Genomic DNA, 20,995 nt, shown 5'->3' with positions numbered 1-20,995 from the left:
CACACCTCCTAATATTCTTGGATTTCTATCATTTGACTCTGCGCTCTATTAATGTCACTCACAAAACCACGATAATTACGCCCACCTAATTCAAATTTTACTTCTAAAGGTTGAACACGATGGTCTACACTATCTTTAAACGTATACTCTGTTAAATGTGAAGTGTTATTTGCTTTCATCAAGGCATCATCGATAGCAAAAGAATCAATATCAGGCACTCCAGCTTCAGCTAATGCATTGGACGCTCTTGCAACTTTAGGTATCCATTTTTCAATACCTAATGCAAACCCTTCACCTGTGTACTGTCCAATTCCCATTGTCACACGAGAAGGAGAATGAATACGCAATGCAGAACGCATAACAGCAGCTGCTTGACTGGCGATACTTTGCGCTAAACCAATAATAGAACCTGACATGCTAGCTAAACCTGAATAAAACCCAGCACCCATATTATAACCCGCACTTCTCGCTTGACCTGCTACACTATTCATGGCTGACACTGCTTGGCTCATAGCTGTTCTCACTGCACTAACAGCCTGATTCATTGTTGAACGAATCGTGGAAACTACTGCGTTAAAACCACTACTTGTTGTCTGACGAATAGAAGCGATTGAACTGCTTGCAACAGACTTCATTTCACTCAATTTTGCTTTAAAATCAGATGCCATAGTAGTAAAACTATTTTTTGCATTATTCCCCATGGTTTTAAAATTATTGCTTACCGTTGTTTTAATAGCCCCAGCCTGTAATAAAGCAGCTGCCGCCATTAATACCATTTGAGCAATCGTCGCAATATTCATTCCAGTATATTCCGCTAACGCTTGTTTATTCATCGCACTACTTTCACTTGTTACTCCAGAAGTCGCATTAGCCGCATTCGCTGCTGCACTCGCTGATAAACTTTGCATTTCAGCTGTCGCTTTATCATTCAACCCTGCATAATGCTCAGCCGCTGTCTCAACAGGAGCAGAATTGGCAATAACTTGCTGAACTATTTCAGCAACATCTGTTGGAATATTAAACATACTCGCAATATTCGCAACTGACATATTAGCTAGATTCAAATATGAATCGGCAGCACCTTCAACTTTAGCCGTATTATCTACTGCTGTTTGTGCTATTTGCTCTGTTAAACTATCTACCGTAACACCATATTCATTTGCTAATGTTTCCTGCGTCCACGCTGGCAATTGCTTATACCAATCAACCATCGACATCACTTCACCAGTGTTAGAAAAAGCGGTATTAGCAGTTTCTTTGGTCAGTAAATCCACAACGGCACCATATTCACCTAAATACGCTTGAGCACCGGAACCTAACTGATTATAAAAATCAGCAAAACTTACCACTGGCTCTGTATTCGCTCTAATCGCTTCCGTTGCTCGAGCAGCTGAATTACCGACATTTATACCGTATTCAGCCATAAGCGCTTCAACTTTATCTTTAAATTCACCCGCTGGCAATTCAGCGCCTTTTAAAGCCATTAAAGATGCTATAATACCATCTACACCTGATTTCGCATGATTCGTCCATGATATTTTAGCATCTGACATTTTATAATCAGTATTAAACGTAAAATCAGAAACAAAGCCCTCTGCTTCACCTAATCCACCTAATGCATTTTTCACACCATCAACACCTGATTGGGTTTTACTGATTAAATCCCGTTCAATTTTATCGAAATCAGTGCCAACTTTAGCAGACATTGCGCTAGTTGCCGCAGTGGCACCTTGTTCAGCTTTTTGGAAGTTTTCAGTGACGTTTTTCGGAACTTCTTTTGATTTACCAGTAATCCAATCAGTCATCTTTCCAAAGCCGTCTTTTAGCCCATTCCACATACCCGAACCAAGATTAACGATAGCATCTTTCATCCCATTAATCACATCACCGATTAGTTGTACCCCAGCATTCAATAATTCAGGTGCTGCTTGAACTAATCCTTTAATCAATTCAATAACAATTTTTACACCAGCTACTAAAACTTGCGGAATTGCTTTTCCTAATCCACTTAGCAATATTTTAATCATTTGTCCTGCCGCCCTTGCAATATTACCAATATTTTGAACGATTCCACGAATCAAGGCCATAATAATTTGTACCCCACCTTGAAGAATCGCCGGTAAATTAGCTAAAATCATCTGAACAAAGCTCTGCATCATCGTAACAGCCGTTTGTAAAATTTGTGGCAAATTATTCGCAATACCAGTAATCAAACTAACGATAATCTGGACACCTGTTTGAATAATCATCGGTAAAAACGTATTAGCTGATTGAATAAATGAATTAAAAATCGTTTGAGCAGAATTAATAATATTGCCCATGTTACTGATAATCCCTTGCACTAATGAAAGAATAAACTGCATACCAGTAAGCATCAGTTGCGGCAATGCACTCAATACCGAACTTACAAATGAAGTAATCACATTTAATGCAGCTGGAATTAATTGTGGCAATCCACTAGCTACACCTTGCACTAAAGTTTGAATTAACTCCACACCTTTTTGAATCAATACAGGTAAATTGACTGCAATTGCTTCTGCGAACATCGTAAGCATCGTTACGCCTTGCTCAATCAATCCAGGCAATGCAGAAATAATCCCATCAACAAGCGATGAAATAATCTGCGGACCTTGTTGAATTGCCGTCTGTAGAACCGCCGTAATCTGGTCACCAAACAATGTCATTGCCACTCCAGCAGCTGCTAATCCTGCACCAATTAAAGCGACCGGACCCACCAAGCTTAAACCAGCCATTGCCAACCTACCGATGGCATTGGTTGTCATCGATGCTGTCTTCATGCCGATACCAAAAGATTTTTGCATACCTGACCCAACAGAATTGATGGTAGGCATCATTTTTGAAACAGCAGACTGAACACCTGTCTGCATACGTTTCAATGCGCCATAAAGTCCGTTATTATCAAAATATCCAAACTTTTCACTTACTTTAAACATTCCTTCATAAACGATATTATCTACCGACTTCATCACATTAGAAAACGCTGTGGATATCCCTTTGGCAGCCTTTGGAAATTGATTGTGTGCATAACTACTTATCCCAGCACCAACCTGTTGAACAGCAGAAAGTGAATTAGCACCAAATGACCGCATGCTTTTCTCAATTGAACCTAATGTACTATTAAACGTACTAGGAATTTTTACGAACGTTTTAACAATTTGACTAGAAAATTTGTTGGATACTTCCCCAACAACAGCAATCGCCTGCCCTAATTTACCAAACGCTACTAAAGCCGGCCCCGTAAAAGCTACCATTGCCAATGCTGATTTTTGAATATCTGAAATCGGAAGATTGTCCCAAATTTGTTTCAACACACGACCAACATTTTTACCAAATATCGCAACCGATTCACCTAACTGCACAAATAATTCCTTAATATTCGCAGTTGGGTCTCCTAAGCGAGAAACTAAATTCTTAGCAGAAGCTGCCATCTGATAGAATGAACCATTTACAGTTTCAGCCGCTTCTTTCGCAGTCGTTCCTGTCACACCTAAATCTTGTTGAACTTTATTAATCGCTTGAATCAACGTATCAAACGGAATATCTTTAACATTATCAGCTGTCGCTTCTAATTCACCGTTTAACACGCCTGAATCATTGATTAACCTTGCCATCTCACTGGCGGTACCACCGTACATTTATATTCAACATAGGTCGTTAATCTATGTTCGTTCTCTTATGAACTGCTATATATTTCTATATAGATTAGACTATCTCTTATATGATTTCTCATATCCTCGCACTTCCACTCACTTGAGTGTACTCTACTCCATTAAAAAAGCACCCTTTTGGGTGCCCTTTCTGTTTCGATAGTCGTTGCACTACATCAACCTATAAACTCAAAATATTGATATAGCTCAGGATTATCTTAGGCTACTGCCCTTAGAGGTTCCCTGAATTCACGAGGTTTATACTGAGCTAAACGGTTATGTCCACCCAGTTTCAAATTATCCAGCATAGTATAATTATCTTTAGCAAATCCCTGATATGCATGTTGTATATCTTTGATGTTTGTACCAAACTTGTTTGCGTTCCTTAATACCCCTGATTTCTCAGTATTTAAAAAGCCTACTTAATACACGTAGACTTAGGGAGTAGACTATATCATATTGATAAAATTTTTATTCATCAATCGCACCGCTTCGGTTTGTGTATCAATAACAAACCTACTTCATAAAGAATAGTCGTTACACCTTCCTAGTTAGCACTAGGCTTGGCACGGGATTGTCATAGGCTACTGCCCTTAGAGTTCCCCCGTTAGCAAGCACACATTATGCGCTCACACCCTTGATAAGGTTCAATGCGTTTTAAGCGGACTAACTTTTTATCCGCCATGTCAGTAATTGCCATATCAGCATATTTAGCAGCTTTTTGCGTATCGCCACCTAAACCTTGCAACAAAGTAGCTGAAAACGAAGTGACTTGCTCCATGTACTCCGTACCGGAAACCCCAGCACGTTTATACGCACTCTCAGCGTTCTTTATGACCGTATTAGCCGACCCTTTAAACATCGTCTCAATCCCGCCATAAGCTTGTTCCAAGTTACCAAACGCTTTTACTGCCGCAACTGCCCCACCAACAATTGGTGTTGTTACAAACTTAGTCATCGATTTACCCACATCAACTGCGCCTTTTGATACTTTTCCAACATTCTTATACAGGTTGTTAACAGATTGTTCTGCTTTACTTAAACCGCTCGTAAAACCTTTATCTACAAGCGTCAGTATCGCTTCTACGGAATATTGTTCCATCAATACCCCCCTTTCTTAAATTCTCTTTGAACTAAAGCTAAACGTCGCAACTCATCAAAGTTACGACGCTGATTCGATTCTGTTTTAATGATTTTTTTGAAATCCTCAAAGGAGTTATAAGCATACTTGCCATTGGATTTTTGAGCCACTGCCAAACGACTCGTAACCCACGCTTGAAATAATGTATTTTCCATTTCAGCATGACGTCGTTTGTTCTCCATCTCCATCCGGAATAAATACTCCGCATAGCCCATATTATAAACGGTATCAATATCAGTTATGCCCAAATAATGAAAGCAATTCTCAATCGCTACCGTATAAGGATTTACGATTTCAACTTCGTTTTCTTGCTCGTTTCTTCTGACGGTTGTTCCGGTTCCGTTAATTTTTCCAACTCTTTTACGTATTTCTTCGCTCCAGGTACTTTCTTGAAAATAGCGAAAAAATCTTGAAATAATTTCTTTTCAGCCTCTTCATCTTCCAATTGCTCGAATACATAATCTTCAATTTCTTCGTCTTTCAACAATGGATTACCATCTGTCGCAAAGCGAATCATATCAAAGATAATCACTGGATTACCCGTCTGTAACTCCGTTAAAATCGATGCATAATGCATACCACGCATTTTCATCCCTTGCGCATCAAGACTATACTTATCCCCCATTAATTGCAAAAAACGCATACCAAAGGTCATCAATACATTTCTTCCGTTAATTTCAATCGTTTGTCTATATGCTTTCATAGTATCTCCTCCTAATAAAATTCAAAATAAGGGGCATACAAGCCCCCACTATTTATTACTAACCTGCCATAACTGTCGTATCTTGGAATCCATAAGCTGCTTCAATTAACAATTTTTGTTCAGCAGTTAATGTAACTTCCCCGTCAACCGGTATACCTTCAATCGCCATTTCAGTATCTAGTTCTTCTAATCCATCAACCGATGACGGTAATGTCCAAGAAGACAATTTACCACGAGCATAGCGTCCTTTGAATTTACCTCCGCTAGCAGGTTGAGTAATATCAACTTCCCAAACCTCTAACATTTTATCTTCAACAACTGATTTATAAAGCATTTCATTCACTTCATCGTAAGCTGATACAGCAGAGATAGAAAGTGATACCTCCATACCACCTGATGCAATTACTGCCCCATCTTTCGTTTTTACTGCCTCTTGGTCACGTTCAAATGACCATTCATGTTCTGTTTGTAATAATAATTTGCTTGCCGCTTTCGTTTTTGCGTCCTCTAATAAACGAAATAATAAATATTTATTCTTCCCATTTACTGGTAATAATTCTTTTGCTGCCATGTATTTGTTCCTCCTAAATTGTAATATTATACTCTAAAAAAATAATACCGTGCCACAACGTTGACCCCGTACTATTATCACTTAATATTCGATGACTAGAGGTATTCACAGATAACACTAATCGTTTACCACCTAATGAAACAACATTCAAAACGCTGTACACATCAGATACCACTTCAGAAACGCTTTTTCGTTGCTTCCTATCTCCCCATACATCAATCGTCACAAACGCTTTTCCCAACAATGTCGACCACGTAGCCTTGGGAGTAATTTGTACTTCACCCATTGCTACAAAAGGATAGGCAACCTCTTTTATTGGAAGTTCTGGATAAACCTCCACCGACAATGTTTTTAACAATTTAATCACACCATCGAATATTTGTTGTTCAAATGGCTTTTTCATCTACTTCACCAACTTCGACATATCATCTTTGAATATTTCTTTTTGAGCATTAAAAGCTGGCTTCACAAAAGGTTGTGCCGCCATTTTACGTGTCCCATACTCTAAGTAAGGAGAATAGTGCGTATTTGGTTTTACAGATGCTGTCATACCACCGTCCTGAATTTCTAATGAAATACTACGACGTGTCTGCCCTGTTGAATACCCTTTGACAAAATGAGCATTGCGAACCATCTTTTGATTCAACTCCGCACCATTCAATCGCACAATTTGCTTAGCAGCATCCATATTCTTGATATGGGATAACTTCTTGCCCAATGCTTCTAACCCATTAAATCGTATTTCCAACGCTATCACGCTCCATATAAAATACATTGTCATCCAGTCTACCCGCAGTCATTTTGTAGGTTTCTCCTGCGAATTCGATTGAATTAAATTCTTGGTTAAAAGACTTTAACAACCTCACTACTTTTCGTTGAACACGATAATCACCAAAAATAGCCATTGACCGCTCTAAGCCCAAATCAGAAACAAAGCAAGGGAGCGTCACCTTTTCAGTTGCTCCCCCTACCCATTCACCCAAATCATCATCATAGACTTCGTCTTCAATGTCCAAAATAAAACTAATTCGTTGATTCGTTCTCAAATGAACACCACCATTCCTTGTCTGCTATAGCCAATATCCAAAGTTTTACGAATTAAAGCATCATAAGGCGCAAACTCATCATCATACCGTTCAAAGGACATCTCATATCCCTCACGGCTTTCTGATGACGCTCCTTCTGCGCCACGTCGAACGTATCGCTTAATCGTACATTCTTCGATGATGAACCCAAATCGCTCATCTACATCAATTTGACTATACGCTAACTTGAAATGGTCTATGACTAATTTAGCTAAATGCGCAATCATCTTATCTTGAATCGTGTCATCAATATCTAAGACTACCTTTACATTATCTAAAACAGTTTGTATCTCTAAATTAGCCATCTTGTCCCCTATTCTAAGGCTCAATGTCTAATAAATACACACTGTCAATTTGTTCGAACGACGGCAACGCAATCATCGACACTTTCGTTTGGACATTTACCGGGTCATCTAATTTCTTAGTTGTAATTGCAATACCAGTGTGCGTCAATTCAACGCTAACACCGCTAATATTACCTACCATCAAATCGGATTCTTCTGGTGTTGTACCAAATACCGTATTACCTAACACCGCATTAGGTGCTAATGTCACTGTACCGTCTGGGAAATATTTTTTCACTTTCCCATCATCATCGATATAAGTTTGATTCACCACAATTACTTTTAAATCATACTCATCTTCTAAAAATGCATTTAACTCTGCACGAGTTACTGCCGCCCCTTTTGGTGCTAACGGTTTAATTAACTTCAAGGTAGAATCAGCATTTTTCAATAATGAATAAGTCTTCGAGTTCATATAAACCACATCAGCTTTAGAACCTAGAGCCATTAATGCATCAGACGCTTTTTCTAAATCTGCTAACGGAGTTGCTTTTGCTGCATCCGTCCAAGCTGTCGTTACTGTTCCTTTATTCTCATCACGAACACCATAATCAAAGTCTTTCATTACGCCGTTTGCGTTAACAGAGATTTTACCTGTTGCTAACACTTGCATACGCATTGCCTCTAAACGAGCCTCTGCTGCTTTAATTAATGTCGTTTCATCATCAAAGATAGTCTTCATCATCACATCAATCATTGCTTGATTCCCTGTTGCTTCCAACAAGTTTAATTGTTGACGGTCAACCTCTTTAATTAACATCGCTTCCTTGAAAAACGGCATTTCTTCATCAGTGATTGTAACATTCATACGGTCACGTAAAACAACTTTTGTATCAAAAGCAGCTGGTTTTAAAACAACTGGTAATCCTTTAGAACCTTTCACCATTGATAGTTTAATCCCTAACTGTTTACGAACCGGGAAAGCCTTTTGACCTACAGACTCAACGTTCTCTAGCTTTGCATTATAGTAACCTGCCACATTCGAAGCTGTTACTGCATCATAAATTAATACCATGTATTGTTCCCCCTATTCCTATGCGCCTTTAATAAATACGATATGCGGTAATTTTGTCTTCACATTCGCATCTACCGTCCCATTACCGATTTTATCTTCACGAACTGTTCCACGAAATACCATCGAAGCCGTTGCATCGCCTTCCGTCACATCAACATCATGCAACAAAATGCCGTCAATTCTTTCAGCTGTCGCTGGTGTTGTCACTGTCTTAACTTTTTTTGCTCGATTTTCAAATACAGATACACCGTCACCTGCTACAATCGTTCCAGCTAATAACATTTTTCGCCCATTGATTGTCTTTGTGCCTGTTGTTGATTTATCCACTGTTACAGATAAAGCTTCAAAAGGTAAATTGTGTAAAATTTCTTTTTGTGTTCCTAATGTTCTTGTTGCCATTTACTTATTCCTCCTAAAATAGTTGTTTATTTTGTTGATTCCCTGCCAATTTAGCACCGTAATTCATCTCTTTACTTGTTCCGCCACCTACAATCGGGTCATTTTGGCGAATCGCCTCACGAACAGCCTTAGATACTGCTTCGTTAAATGTTTTCTCGAAAGCATTAACGGCAGCCAGCGCTTTTGTGTTATCCGGATACAACGCAAACATTTCAGCTAATTCAACTGGCAGTTTTTTTGTCATCAAATCCTTTTCAAGTTCAACCACACGCTGTTTTTGCATAAACTCAGCACGTTCTTTTTCAAACTGCGTACGTTCATCCTCAAATTGGCGTTTTTCACGGTCTTCTTCGCTTAACTTTGCGTAATCTTTCTCTTTTGCTAACGCTTCTTGAATTGCTTTTTCTTTTTCAGCTTCAAATTTGCTAGCCTGATTACCCAAAGCGGTCTGAACAACCTTATTGATAACGGAATCTAATTCCGATTGACTCATGATAGGATTGAATGTATTTTCTGCGTTTTCGCCTTCAACACTTGCCCCTTCCTCAGCAAATAACTGCAAATTTAATTTCAACGGTTTATTTTCAATTGACATATAAATTCTCCTTTCGCCCACGCTAGTCTTCTCACATTCAACCTTTCAACACGCCAAATAAGCCCACGAAAGCGCACGTCTGCGCCTTCTAGTGCTTAGGTAAGGTGTTTATTCAATTTTCAGTTTAAAGCCACGCTAGTGCGTTATATTTTAACCCAGTTTAACGTCATGTGGCAGGACAAACTAAGTAGCCCATTAACGCATGGACTAAGCGAGATACAGTGATACCTCCTAATTTTGCGTACACAAAAAGCACCTAACAACCTTCGTGCTAAGTGCTCATAAAAATGGTACGACATCTTTTAAATCTTTCAAGGTTTTCTTTGCCTTCTCCAACAAGGAATTTTCAAATAAATATTGAATTCCCTTTGGTGTTATCATCAAATCAGACAAATCACTAAATAATATACCGTCTTTAGTAGGTATAGTCTTGATTCCCTTTATATATTGGTCATCTTTTAAACTTATCAGAATATACGCCCAATAATTATCAGGAACATTAAAATACATAGCCGTTAGCTTTTCAGGGTCAGGTTTTACCCCACATTTTACGCATTCATAAAGATACTTCAGCAATTGATAAACAATAACAAAATAATCATCTTTCGCCATGGTTTCACCTCACTTCATTAAAAATGTACCTAACCCTAACGTTTAAGTACATTGTATTTGTTAATAAAAAATAAAGTCATCAGTATCATCTATGTACGGAATATTTTCATCAAATTCACCAAAAGTGATAACCTCTGGTTTATTATCAAAAAAATAAAACATTAAATTCGTATGGATATTCATCATACCATCTTCTTTTGGCCAAAAAGTACCTGCAACCGTTCTAGGATAGGTCAAAGCTGCGTAATACTCCCAGCCTTTTTCCTCCGAACCATTAACAACTACTTTTCCATCTTCTACTTCCACAAGCAATTCTTCACCACGGCGAACTCCTTTTGCTATGATTTTCACACTATCACTTCCCGAACTAATATTGGGTTAACATTTCAAATACCCACCTAAACATTTTAGGGTCTTTACGCAACAATTCTGTTCCAAAATAAAATTCTTCTACACCCATCGAAAGAAGTTCATACCCTCTTCCTTTATAATCTTTACCCATATAAGGGTTGATAAAGTCATCTTTTCTTGTTACTTCATCATGCCCATATGTCTTATTGCCAGTTACATCTCGTAATTTTTCCAATTTATCATTCCCTGTTCTCAATTGATAAAATTCCGCTTCTGCAACCAATATTTCAGGAATAACATCTTCAATACGGTGCATCATTTCATGTACTCCTGTTGAAATTTTTTGAAATTCACTACCTCTCCCAAGTGATAACTGTTTCTTCCACGAACTATAATAACCTCTATCACTCGTTTTCTTTAACTGAATCTTACCATAATCTTTAGATTTTTGTAACCATGTTGTTGGAATGAACTCCAAACTTTTTTCAAACAGCGGAAAATCATCTGACCTCGTGGAAGTTAACAAATCTTTTGCTTGAACTTCTCCAAGTCCTAGTTTAACTTTTTCCTCAACGTAACTTTTCATTATTTTTGCGTGTTCGAATCTAGCATCCGACATCAAGTTAGCATTTTCGGCTAGTTGTTGTTTTATTTTTTCAATTTGATGCGCAAATTTCTCCTTGTTTTCCTTTAGTCTTTCTCTATGCTTTTTATTTTCTTCATTAAGTTTTAACGTATATTCCTTTGAATCGATTTTACCGTTCTCAAAAGCTTCTTCAATAACGTTTACTCGCGTATAATATTCCTTATATATTTCTGGAGTATTATCGCGTTTTTTTATTACCTTATCAACAGCTTTTTCTAGGCCATTTTTTTCTTCCTCCAATATTCGAAATTTTTCTCGAATCTTAATTAATTCATCGTCACCTTTTAAAACGTCAATTATATCATTTTTAATTTCTTGGCGAGATTCAGATGATTGTTCTATATTTCTTGCCCTCGTCGCCGGAGCCGTACTACACCGACAATGCGGGTGCATCGGACTAGCGTTCTTCCCTGGTTGCATTTCAGCCACCTTGAATCGTTTACCGTCTAAACTACCGCAAATTTCGCATGCTGAAGGCTCTGCCATATAAATATATTCATCAAAGCCGTTTTCATCATACATTGCTTTTTGAACAGCTGTCTGTACTCTAGCAGTTTCAGTCACCGCTAAACGTCTAGCTTCATAAGCTCCCGTTTTGAACTCTTTACGCAATAAGGAAATATATTCAGTAGCATTTCTACCTCTCAAAACAGACGCTTTCGTAATACTCCCCACAATCGTTCTTAGAGCATCCTGCCTTTTCCAAATATTTTCGCTCCAAGTTGCCCCATGATAAGGCGTATCAATAATTGCTTTCGCCATATTCTTTAATATCTTAGGACTTGGAATAAACTCAGACATTATCCCCGCTTGCAAATTCAACTCTTGAATATACTCACGATTCAAAAACTTCTCGGTTAATTTGTACTCACCATCAGCCAACGCTATCATCTCTAACTCAAGATGATACTGCATTAACTCCAAACGACTCGCTTTCATCTTCATGTTATATAACTTCAACGCTTCATTCGCTTCTGGTGAAAAGTCTTTAGTTTCTACGTAATGCTTCGCTTTATCGGCAAAAGCCTGTACATCAAATGCGCTCGCACGTTTCCTTGCTTCATTCACATCGATTTTCTCATCTTTAGCATACTTTTGATAAAACGATTCAATCTCTTTTTCAATCTGCCTTAAATGACGATTATGCAAGTTCAGCATCTCTTTACCAATTTCAGCATCAGACTCAATTTTATTTTCAATCTCAGCTTTAATACGTTCTGTCCAATAGTCCTTAACCATTGTCATCACCATTAATCAAATCAACATCAGCTAAACGTTGTTGGCGTTCAATCGTCTGCATCAAACTCCCCGTATTCAAATCCTGCTCATTCAAACGCTCCATTTCTGCTGACACATCTTCCACAATATCTGTTAAACGCATCGCTGTTTCGTTGGATACAGTCCCATTCAAGTCTTTAAAAGCATTAATTTTCTCTTGTAGCGACTTAGGCAAGTTAGGTGTAAATGTGATTTTCAGCTTACTAATATCAAAATCATTGATTTCACGTAACACACTACCAATGCTAGCAAGCAAACGATAACGTCGTTTTAAACCAGCTTCCAATAACGCTTGAGTCGTTACTCGCTCTTGGTCTAAACCAAACATCTTCCATTTCATCGCTTCGCCTGACTGATTCCCACCAAAGTTCATATCGGTCATGTCTGGCATATTGGTAAATTTATGAATATCATTCGCCAATCTATCTTTGTACGCTTCAGTTCCTTGAACATCGTACTGTTTATACAAATACTTGGCGTCTACCGTACCAGACTCTCGCCCCTCTTGGTCAATTGGTGGCACAATATGCATCATTCTAGCCTTGCGCATTTTCTTCATGTATTCGATTTGTTTCTCTGCATTATCAATATCTACTGGCAATTGAATGTTACCAATAATCGCTAAAATAGCATCCGATAAATCCGTCATGTAGTTACTCGTATCGGATTGTGCTTCATCGTATAAATCAATCAACGACAATTCACTTTCATAATCGCCCATGCCATTGCTGTCATTTAAAAATTCAGTAATCGGAATCATATCAAAACCATGGGCACTTGATTCAACCAAGTTTAATTTACCATCCGCAGATTCATACACTATCTTATGCTGTCTTGTGTATACTTCAACACGTTCTTTGTTCTCATCAAACAGGCTGACATTGTAATAACGAACAGCCATTAATGAGTTATCTTCCAACGTCATATCGTAAATCACAAATGTTTCTTCTGGATTTAATCGTTTTACCTTGTATTCATCATACTGACTATAATAAACAATCTCATACGCTCGCCCAACTTGTGATAAATCCAGCACCAACGCCCTATTCAAATCATAAAAATTATTACGCACAGCAATTTCTTTTAACGCCTTATCGATGTCACTGTCTTCCGCTCCATCATCGTATTCAACACGAATAGGATTACCGACTAAGTAACCCTGCTTAAATACTGAAATTAACTCACCAAAATTATGTACAACACGTTTATCAGCCATATCTGTTTCACGTCTTCGTTGTTGATTTTCCAGCACTTTATGGTTGCTACCTTCTGCGTAATCATACAACTCTCGAATTCGTGGAAATTGTTTAGCCTTATGATGATTAATAAACTGCATCAGCAATTCACCATCATCCGCCAATAATTGTTCTACACTCTCAGCACGATACCGCAACCTTGATTCACGATGAAATCTTAGTTTCAGCTTTTTATCGTTGCCGAACGTATCTCTAAATGTTTCTAACTCCTGCATTCTTTACCCCCTCATAAACCGAACCCTGCTTTTAATAAATTGTACTGTAGCGATACATCTTGTTTAACGTTATAAATCATATCTTGTAAAGCATATCGAATCGCATCAACGCAGTGGTTATAGCTATCCACTGGCTCATTGATATACTCATTCGTTTTCTTGTCTTTCTTCCAAGTGTAATTTTCCAGCTCTTCAATCAACTTGACACATCGTTCATCCACAATCCAATCGAATTGCAACAAGAATTGGATTCCCTGTAGCACACTTCCCGGAAGTTTTTTTGCATCACGAATTCGACTAATACCAGCGTTACGCAATTCTTGATTCGATTTCTTTTCAGCTGAATCAGCAGAAATAACTTCTTTCTTAAAACCTAAATTAATAATCGCTTCAGCAATCTTGTCATTCGTCAACCCTTTACGCACATACTCACTCATGACGTACAGTTTCCTGTTTTTCAAATCCACTTTGACATGCATAAAGGCTGACGGGTCATTGATAAACCCATAGTCTAAACCGAAATAACTTGGCAGGTGACTAACAGCATCACGATTAATAACTGTTTTTTCAAACTTCGGAAAGATTAACTTATCCAAAGTCGCAAACTCACCTAGTGCATAAATTTTGTAATAAGCTTCATTGCGGTTGGCCAACTCTTCGATATTCTCTATCGTGATAGGGTCTAAGAAACGATTATTCTTGTACGTCGTTTGATACACCACCGTATTCTTTGGCTTTTTCAAAAAGAACGCTGAATAAACCCAATTAGCTTTACTAACAGGGTTAAACATCAAAAATATTTGTTTGTCTTTATGCTTACGGTCACGCAAACGCAACGTAAGCTGAGTATAATCATCTAACGTAAATTCCGATGCCTCTTCCATTACCACATCTGAAATCGCCTTAATCGACTTAATTTTTTCCGGATTATCCATACCCTTAAAAATAAACTGCGCACCATTCGGCAACTCTATGCGATAATCAGACTTGTTTACTTTGCAGTGGTCTAGGATATTCCAAGCTGATAAACACTGTATCACATCTTCAAAGATTGAATCACGAACGGTCGCAGCTACTTTACGCAGAAATAAAACTTTTCTAGGATGATTCCAATTCTTTAAAGTTTTATACACAACCTTTTGCACCACACCGTGCGATTTACCACTAGAAGCCCCGCCATAATGAACCTCGGTAAACGCTGAATAATCTTCCAATTTGTCAAAAATATGCTTGTTAAACACCTTTGACGGATACGAGAACTTCAGTAAAATTTTCGGTTTACTCTTCTGCATCCCAATCACCTACCGTGATTTCTACAGTTCGTTGTGTAATATCAACTTTATCGCTCCACATACCGTAGCGTTTACCTAACAATTCAGCTGCTTTAATCCTATCTTTTGCTCCTACATCAATCTCCGTTATATCTTGAACACCTTCACCTAAACCGCGCAACGTTTGTTCGGTTTGCTCGCCACGCATAATTGACGTGAGGTATTGTAGCACCTCATCTTGACTTGCGATTTTTTCGCTTTCAAGTAGTTCGAGTCGTTGGCCTATATATTCTTGAATTTTAGTATTTTTTAGTAATTTATCCGCATTAGTTCCTGCTGTTTTTGGACTATACCCAGCCTTTATAGCCGATTCAGTCGCATTACCACAGATGATGTACTCATCTGCAAAGCGCTGTTGTTTTAACGTTAATTTCAACTTTCCATCACCTCGTTTCCAAAATAAAAAGCCGACAAAGTCGACTTACAAAATACAACGGCTCAAAACTAAAAATGATTTAGGTTTTTCTCCCTGCTTACATCTAACTGCGGAATATTCAGTCATAGCCCCAAAAGGTCTGAACCACACTAGCAACTTTGTGACTTCCTTTTGCTTTTACTGACTAGGCGTGCACCCCCGCACCCAACTTTCGGACGGTCATTCAGATTTATCAAAACATTATTCATCTTTCCAATAAATCGCCTTGTCCTACTCGTGCTAACTTCTATCGTCATCAATGAATTTCTTCATCTGCCAGCGAATTGCTTATTTTGAATTTTCTTAGGTTTATCAAGCTTTTCACACCTGACCTAACTAAGATTCTTGTGCCTCTGCACCGTCTATTGTCGCAACCGATAGTATGTTACACCTTTTCCTCATCAGACTCCACGAACCACTTATGCGTTAAGCTTTTACTTAAGTTCTTTTACGTTACCGTAAAATCACGCTTCAAAACTAGCAGTATCCCACTAGCCATCCACCGACTTATTTACCATGGCTCCCTAGCACGGTGACTAACCGCTCTCCACTAGGTTTAAATCATTTTTAGTTTTCAACCGTTGTACAATTATATTAATTAAATACAAACCACTTTTAAATGTGCTAGGACTTACAAGGAGCTAGTACCTAATTACTACTCCTAAGCCTTTTATGATAGCTTCGATGACCATTTAGGTCGTCACCTTATCACTATCAAATGCAATCGGCAACTTCGACATTGCTTATACCTTCAACAAGGCGATTGCTTATATACTACGTCCAAAGACGCACCCGTCGAATGCGTTCCTGCGCTTATAGACGACGGGAATTAAAAAGGAAGTCAGCGGAACTCTTCAACGTTCCACAATACTAATTTAACACAAAAGTAGGTATCAAAAGTGCAGAAAAAGTGCAAACTATTTTTCTAACCCTAAATCATTCGCTATATTCTCGAAAAATGCATCTCTCAAGTCAAACGCCTTCCGTCTACTACAATATATTAACTTATTCTGTACTAATCCCTCCATTGTGTACTTCTGATACTTATTAATATATAACTCTGTAATAATCACTCTAGTTTCGTTATCACATTCCTGCAGATTATCTTCAATCACTCGCTTATTGCGTTCTAAAGCCGATAGGCGACGGTCTTGTTCTATCGTGATTAACATATTTGTCATACTGTCTGACACTCGATTACCACGAATACCTGAATTTAAATCATCCTGCTTACTCGGAATACGTAACTCCAATTCTCGCTCTTTGATATATCTGTCTATATTCGGATAATCTTTTAAAATGTCTTTTATATAATTAAATGTGCTTTTCTTCAAATAACCACCACCTGTTAATTACAAATCTTCAATACTTCTTCATTCAGCATCTCATTTATCTCTAAAATTGATGCTTCCTCTGCCCTTCCACGTCTTAAAATCACAGTCAAATAATCTCTGTTCTTACCTAACCTTAAAGATATTTCAACTTTAGTGAGTTTCAGTTTCGAAATCAAACTATCTAAACGTTCTCTATCACATTCAAATTTCACATATCGAGTTCGGTCAGCTCTGCTGTCATCCTCGCTGTCTTTATAAAAAATATCTCTCAACATTATTACTCTCGGACTGTCATCAATTTCTTCAACTGGTAGACTTGATAGATGTAAAACTTCCCACCACAAATCCACTTTTTCTTTCGCTCTCATTTTATCTACGCCCTTTTTGCTTTCGTGGAAATGGGCGGCGTTGTTCTAAATTATAAACTCTAGCTACGATTAAACTTAGCTTTGACTCTGAATTTAATTGTCGGCGATATAACTCATCGGTCGTATCTGTTGCCTGTTTAATTTTATCGTTCTGTCGCTCTATTTCTCTTACGATTAAACTCTTAAACAATTCAATCTCACGTTCTAATTTTGTTATGTACATCATCGTGCAATACAACAATATTGAAGATATGAGAACTGTAATTATGTCTAAAATTGATTGCATTTAATCCACCTTCCTATTTCGCATTTTTTGAAAAGTGCAAATGTAACATATCTCTAATATTTTCTATCGTTTTATCTAGTTTCTCTTCAAGAGTAGTCACCCGACATTCTAATTCATCTACCCTGTGTAGACTGGTACTTTTTATAATGTCGGCATTGCTCAGCGTTCTATTCACTTTATCGAAATCAATATTTATTGGTAATGTTTTTAAATCAAGAGACAACCTTTCTTTATCCCGATGCTTAACCATCGCACCAACTACAGCACCAGCTATAAATCCAATTACTAATTGTTGCATAATTCTTCCCCTTTCATCTCATATATGGTTTTAAACAAGTTTGGTAAAACCACATCCACTTTCTCCCGTTAACCAACGGCTCACCATCTTTGTGCTTAAAATACCGTTGCTTACCTGCTACCGCTGAACTTATTTTTCCGATAATCGCTTTAAAATCCCAGTCATACTGATGTAGCACTTCATCCAACACAATCATTTCTTGTTTAGCAAGTCGTCTAGTATCGAAATGTTTTTCCATTTCGTTATAAAAAGCAACCTTTTCTTTAGCTGATTTACCGTCACCAAATTCTATTTCATGCGTAAAATCATATGTCTTCTGATTCAATTCATCCATAATTTTAGGTATCGCTATTTCTCGGTTCTGTAATTCCCGTACTAATTCCAGCAATAAAAACATTAATTCCAACAAGGTGTATTTGCTTAAATCCACTCGCTTGGTTTTCATCAACTTACTCATCTACCCACCCGTTTCCTTCTACCACTTCAATCGGTTTTACCTCACTACCGTCTGGGTATGTCAAAGAAAAACTAGCTTCAACCTTAATGATTTCAGCGCCAAATGCTTTCGCTAATGATTCGTATGTTTGCTTATCTTCTTCATAAGAATCTAATGAAAGCGTCAATGCACCTCTTACTTCATTAACCCAATCAGCTTCATATCCTAGCACGCATTTTCTATTGCTATAATTCGCTAAAAAATAACCATCTTCACGTTTTCTTATTACAATATATGTTTTGTTTAGTTTCATTTTAATTGCTCCTTTAAATTCATTCTCGCAACCGACATCAATAACGGTAGCCAAGCGATTTATTCAGAAAACGATATTTATGCTAATCCAACACTATCCTTAAACATTGCACCAAAAATCGCTTCTAAAACATTCACAACAATTGCATTCCCTGCTTGTTTATATAATTGAGAATTACTATTAACAGCTTCTGCTTTATGAAAATCTTCATCTGAAATACCCATTAGTCGCCAACATTCTTTAGGAGTGAGTTTACGAACTCGATATAAATTACTGTCTTGTCCAGATAATTTTGCTATTCCTGCTGCTCTATTTTTATAAATATCATCTATAATAGCAGGCTTATCAACTTCTAAACCTTTTGTTTTTAATTGAATCATTGGCACATGCCCGCCACCAGAACCCATAGCACTCGTTAATGTAGTTGAGTATGACCCATCCGTTACTCCCGCCTTCTTTTGCGTAGAGCCTATTAATTCAACCACTTCATCCGTTTTTTTCGATATTTCTACAACATAATTATCTTTTTGAACACTTGTCAATGTGTTGCTAACTCCCTGTTTGTTAATTTCTAAACGCTGTTGTGTTGGGATACCAGCTGTTCTATCGCTAGGATTTATCGGATTGCGCCCTCGACTAGCCCCTATAAAAATTTCCTTTCTAATCGCAACTTTTTTAGGACCCTTATAATCTCTTGCCGCAATTGTAGGAGATATACCATCTTCTGAATATATATTTTTTTCCGATTCGTATGAAGATGGGGTATAAGCAACTACTTTAATATGTGGTTCTAAACCTCCACCTTGCATTGTATTAATGGTTGGTGACAAATTTTCGGTGTCATATACTTTAAACCTATTTGAGTTTTTCCTTGTTTTTGTATCGTATTGTCCTATTTGTTTTATTTCCATACTAATTGTTTAACCCTCTCCTCTGATAAATAAAATTTTTCGTCTACTTCGTCTTCTAAAACATCTTTTAATCGAATTGTGAGTGGTTCTCCAGTTGGAAACTCAAATCCCTTATGTTCTCCTAAAATACTTACACAAAACACACGTTCTCTATTTTGTGGTACACCATAATCTTTAGCATTTAATACTTGCCAGTAATTCGTATATCCTAACGATTCCAAATATTCTAACCATTTATCAAAATCTGTTTTAAATTTTTTACCAACAAGATTTTTTACATTTTCCATAAGCAAATATTTAGGTTTTTTAGATTCAATCACCCGTTTACATTCCCATAATAATGATGAACGTGTTTTGCTTCCTTGAGATAATCCTTTTTGATAGCCTGCCAAAGAAATATCCTGGCAAGGAAAACTATAAGTAAACAAATCATGCTCTGGTATATCATCTTCTTTAATCTTGCTAATATCACCTAAATTTAAAGCCTTGCCATGAATTGCTTCATAACTTTTAATTGCAAATTTATCAATTTCGAAAATAGCTACAACCTCATGCGGTATTCCTAAATTTCTTAATGCCATTCTTTGCGTTCCAATGCCAGCAAATGCTTCTAAAACTTTTAAAACCATTCATCCTCCTAAAACTGCCGTTCTTTATTCATGAACTTCCGTCCAACAATAAATCTGATTATCTTCAATATGACGTTTAAACGGCAGTAACTGACAATATGTCTGAGCCATATGCGGTCGCACATCGTCACCGTATTTAACCGTTTGTACCAAAACAGGTTTGCCTTTTGCTTGTTCTATCTGTTCCACAAAGGGGTCATGTTCTGGTGCTGGCTGTTGTTCGTTTTTTAAAATTTCAGTAATCGTAACACAAATAATAGCAACTATCATAAATATAAACGACCATTTGTAATATTTATCGCTCATCTACTCCACCACTTCCAATCGCTTTGTCGTTGTATATCTGCGACAATCAAGCTCGATAGATTCAAGATAGCTTTTGCCGCATTCACAACATTGCGTTTCATCTTCAAAAGTTTCCTGCCAATCCTCACAATCCAATTCATGAGCATATCCACAATAAGGACAATAAGAAATACCATCGTCGTATTCTTCGATTTTTCCCCATTCCTCAATCTGCTCATTAACATACTCTACGCTTAATGATTTACACATTCTCTTTCCCCTCCACAAACTCCAACAATTCTTCCGACGGCTCTGGTACACGTCTATCAATCAATTCATCAATCGTGATACCGAATAAATCGCAAATCTTGATTGCTGTATCTAAACTAAAGCTAGCTTTCCCTGTTTCGATATTAGAAACCGTTCTTTTTTCTATTCCCAATAAATCAGCTAATTCTTTTGGCGATAAATTATATTCTTCTCTGATTTCCTTTAAACAATTTTTCATCG

Annotated in this window: 29 protein-coding genes; all 29 read right to left on the bottom strand. The window is 37.5% G+C overall.

Going from position 1 to position 20,995, the window contains the following annotated elements:
* Nucleotides 1-8: 8 nt before the first annotated feature.
* Nucleotides 9-3,632 carry a hypothetical protein gene (locus tag JDW14_03295; GenBank protein QQD66145.1) on the bottom strand — a complete coding sequence of 1,208 codons (3,624 nt, stop codon included), beginning with the start codon at nt 3,630-3,632 and terminating at the stop codon, nt 9-11.
* Between the two features lie 643 nt (nt 3,633-4,275).
* On the bottom strand, nt 4,276-4,770 hold the full coding sequence (locus JDW14_03290) for a hypothetical protein (protein ID QQD66144.1): 495 nt from the start codon (nt 4,768-4,770) through the stop codon (nt 4,276-4,278).
* On the bottom strand, nt 4,770-4,997 hold the full coding sequence (locus tag JDW14_03285) for a hypothetical protein (protein QQD66143.1): 228 nt from the start codon (nt 4,995-4,997) through the stop codon (nt 4,770-4,772). Before JDW14_03285 ends, JDW14_03290 begins: the two co-directional genes overlap by 1 nt.
* 98 nt (nt 4,998-5,095) lie before the next feature.
* Entirely contained in the window at nt 5,096-5,512 is a 417-nt protein-coding gene (locus tag JDW14_03280; protein ID QQD66142.1) for a hypothetical protein, read from the bottom strand.
* A 58-nt stretch (nt 5,513-5,570) separates the two neighbouring features.
* On the bottom strand, nt 5,571-6,083 hold the full coding sequence (locus tag JDW14_03275; protein QQD66141.1) for a phage major tail protein, TP901-1 family: 513 nt from the start codon (nt 6,081-6,083) through the stop codon (nt 5,571-5,573).
* A gap of 13 nt (nt 6,084-6,096) precedes the next feature.
* A complete protein-coding gene (locus JDW14_03270; GenBank protein ID QQD66140.1) occupies nt 6,097-6,486 on the bottom strand; it encodes a hypothetical protein in 390 nt (129 codons plus the stop codon).
* Nucleotides 6,487-6,858 carry an HK97 gp10 family phage protein gene (locus JDW14_03265; protein ID QQD66139.1) on the bottom strand — a complete coding sequence of 124 codons (372 nt, stop codon included), beginning with the start codon at nt 6,856-6,858 and terminating at the stop codon, nt 6,487-6,489.
* On the bottom strand, nt 6,815-7,129 hold the full coding sequence (locus JDW14_03260; protein QQD66138.1) for a hypothetical protein: 315 nt from the start codon (nt 7,127-7,129) through the stop codon (nt 6,815-6,817). Before JDW14_03260 ends, JDW14_03265 begins: the two co-directional genes overlap by 44 nt.
* Entirely contained in the window at nt 7,126-7,473 is a 348-nt protein-coding gene (locus JDW14_03255) for a phage head-tail connector protein (protein QQD66137.1), read from the bottom strand. Before JDW14_03255 ends, JDW14_03260 begins: the two co-directional genes overlap by 4 nt.
* A 13-nt stretch (nt 7,474-7,486) precedes the next feature.
* On the bottom strand, nt 7,487-8,527 hold the full coding sequence (locus JDW14_03250) for a major capsid protein (protein ID QQD66136.1): 1,041 nt from the start codon (nt 8,525-8,527) through the stop codon (nt 7,487-7,489).
* Nucleotides 8,528-8,545: 18 nt separating this feature from the next.
* Nucleotides 8,546-8,926 (bottom strand): hypothetical protein, encoded by a 381-nt coding sequence (locus JDW14_03245; GenBank protein QQD66135.1) that lies wholly within the window; start codon nt 8,924-8,926, stop codon nt 8,546-8,548.
* A gap of 13 nt (nt 8,927-8,939) precedes the next feature.
* On the bottom strand, nt 8,940-9,521 hold the full coding sequence (locus tag JDW14_03240; protein ID QQD66134.1) for a DUF4355 domain-containing protein: 582 nt from the start codon (nt 9,519-9,521) through the stop codon (nt 8,940-8,942).
* A 279-nt stretch (nt 9,522-9,800) separates the two neighbouring features.
* Nucleotides 9,801-10,133 (bottom strand): hypothetical protein, encoded by a 333-nt coding sequence (locus JDW14_03235; GenBank protein QQD66133.1) that lies wholly within the window; start codon nt 10,131-10,133, stop codon nt 9,801-9,803.
* Between the two features lie 60 nt (nt 10,134-10,193).
* Nucleotides 10,194-10,484, bottom strand: a complete 291-nt coding sequence (locus tag JDW14_03230) for a hypothetical protein (protein QQD66132.1) — start codon at nt 10,482-10,484, stop codon at nt 10,194-10,196.
* Between the two features lie 16 nt (nt 10,485-10,500).
* Entirely contained in the window at nt 10,501-12,369 is a 1,869-nt protein-coding gene (locus JDW14_03225) for a minor capsid protein (protein QQD66485.1), read from the bottom strand.
* Nucleotides 12,362-13,879, bottom strand: a complete 1,518-nt coding sequence (locus JDW14_03220; protein QQD66131.1) for a phage portal protein — start codon at nt 13,877-13,879, stop codon at nt 12,362-12,364. The genes JDW14_03225 and JDW14_03220 overlap by 8 nt, the downstream gene beginning before the upstream one ends.
* 11 nt (nt 13,880-13,890) lie before the next feature.
* Nucleotides 13,891-15,171, bottom strand: a complete 1,281-nt coding sequence (locus JDW14_03215) for a PBSX family phage terminase large subunit (protein ID QQD66130.1) — start codon at nt 15,169-15,171, stop codon at nt 13,891-13,893.
* Nucleotides 15,158-15,586, bottom strand: a complete 429-nt coding sequence (locus tag JDW14_03210; GenBank protein QQD66129.1) for a terminase small subunit — start codon at nt 15,584-15,586, stop codon at nt 15,158-15,160. Before JDW14_03210 ends, JDW14_03215 begins: the two co-directional genes overlap by 14 nt.
* Before the next feature lie 956 nt (nt 15,587-16,542).
* On the bottom strand, nt 16,543-16,959 hold the full coding sequence (locus JDW14_03205) for a transcriptional regulator (GenBank protein QQD66128.1): 417 nt from the start codon (nt 16,957-16,959) through the stop codon (nt 16,543-16,545).
* Between the two features lie 14 nt (nt 16,960-16,973).
* Nucleotides 16,974-17,327, bottom strand: coding sequence for a hypothetical protein (locus JDW14_03200; protein QQD66127.1), 354 nt, complete (start codon nt 17,325-17,327; stop codon nt 16,974-16,976).
* Between the two features lies 1 nt (nt 17,328).
* A complete protein-coding gene (locus JDW14_03195) occupies nt 17,329-17,553 on the bottom strand; it encodes a hypothetical protein (protein ID QQD66126.1) in 225 nt (74 codons plus the stop codon).
* Nucleotides 17,554-17,626: 73 nt separating this feature from the next.
* Nucleotides 17,627-17,911 (bottom strand): hypothetical protein, encoded by a 285-nt coding sequence (locus JDW14_03190; protein QQD66125.1) that lies wholly within the window; start codon nt 17,909-17,911, stop codon nt 17,627-17,629.
* Nucleotides 17,912-17,924: 13 nt separating this feature from the next.
* Complete coding sequence (locus JDW14_03185; GenBank protein QQD66124.1) at nt 17,925-18,368, bottom strand: hypothetical protein; 444 nt, start codon at nt 18,366-18,368, stop codon at nt 17,925-17,927.
* Nucleotides 18,361-18,660 carry a hypothetical protein gene (locus JDW14_03180; GenBank protein QQD66553.1) on the bottom strand — a complete coding sequence of 100 codons (300 nt, stop codon included), beginning with the start codon at nt 18,658-18,660 and terminating at the stop codon, nt 18,361-18,363. The genes JDW14_03185 and JDW14_03180 overlap by 8 nt, the downstream gene beginning before the upstream one ends.
* A gap of 77 nt (nt 18,661-18,737) precedes the next feature.
* The gene (locus JDW14_03175) at nt 18,738-19,571 is read right to left on the bottom strand and encodes a DNA cytosine methyltransferase (protein ID QQD66123.1); all 834 of its coding nucleotides are present in this window, start codon (nt 19,569-19,571) and stop codon (nt 18,738-18,740) included.
* Nucleotides 19,562-20,200, bottom strand: coding sequence for a DNA cytosine methyltransferase (locus JDW14_03170; protein ID QQD66122.1), 639 nt, complete (start codon nt 20,198-20,200; stop codon nt 19,562-19,564). The genes JDW14_03175 and JDW14_03170 overlap by 10 nt, the downstream gene beginning before the upstream one ends.
* Before the next feature lie 24 nt (nt 20,201-20,224).
* Nucleotides 20,225-20,506 carry a hypothetical protein gene (locus JDW14_03165; GenBank protein QQD66121.1) on the bottom strand — a complete coding sequence of 94 codons (282 nt, stop codon included), beginning with the start codon at nt 20,504-20,506 and terminating at the stop codon, nt 20,225-20,227.
* Nucleotides 20,507-20,755: a hypothetical protein gene (locus JDW14_03160; GenBank protein ID QQD66120.1), complete on the bottom strand. Its 249-nt coding sequence runs from the start codon at nt 20,753-20,755 to the stop codon at nt 20,507-20,509. It lies immediately after the preceding gene.
* Nucleotides 20,748-20,993 carry a helix-turn-helix transcriptional regulator gene (locus tag JDW14_03155; protein ID QQD66119.1) on the bottom strand — a complete coding sequence of 82 codons (246 nt, stop codon included), beginning with the start codon at nt 20,991-20,993 and terminating at the stop codon, nt 20,748-20,750. Before JDW14_03155 ends, JDW14_03160 begins: the two co-directional genes overlap by 8 nt.
* Between the last annotated feature and the right edge of the window lie 2 nt (nt 20,994-20,995).

Source organism: Aerococcaceae bacterium zg-252 (assembly GCA_016237705.1).
GTDB lineage: Bacteria > Bacillota > Bacilli > Lactobacillales > Aerococcaceae > Globicatella > Globicatella yangjingiae.
Note: the sequence above shows the minus strand (reverse complement) of the source record. Positions and strands in the feature narration are given on the sequence as shown.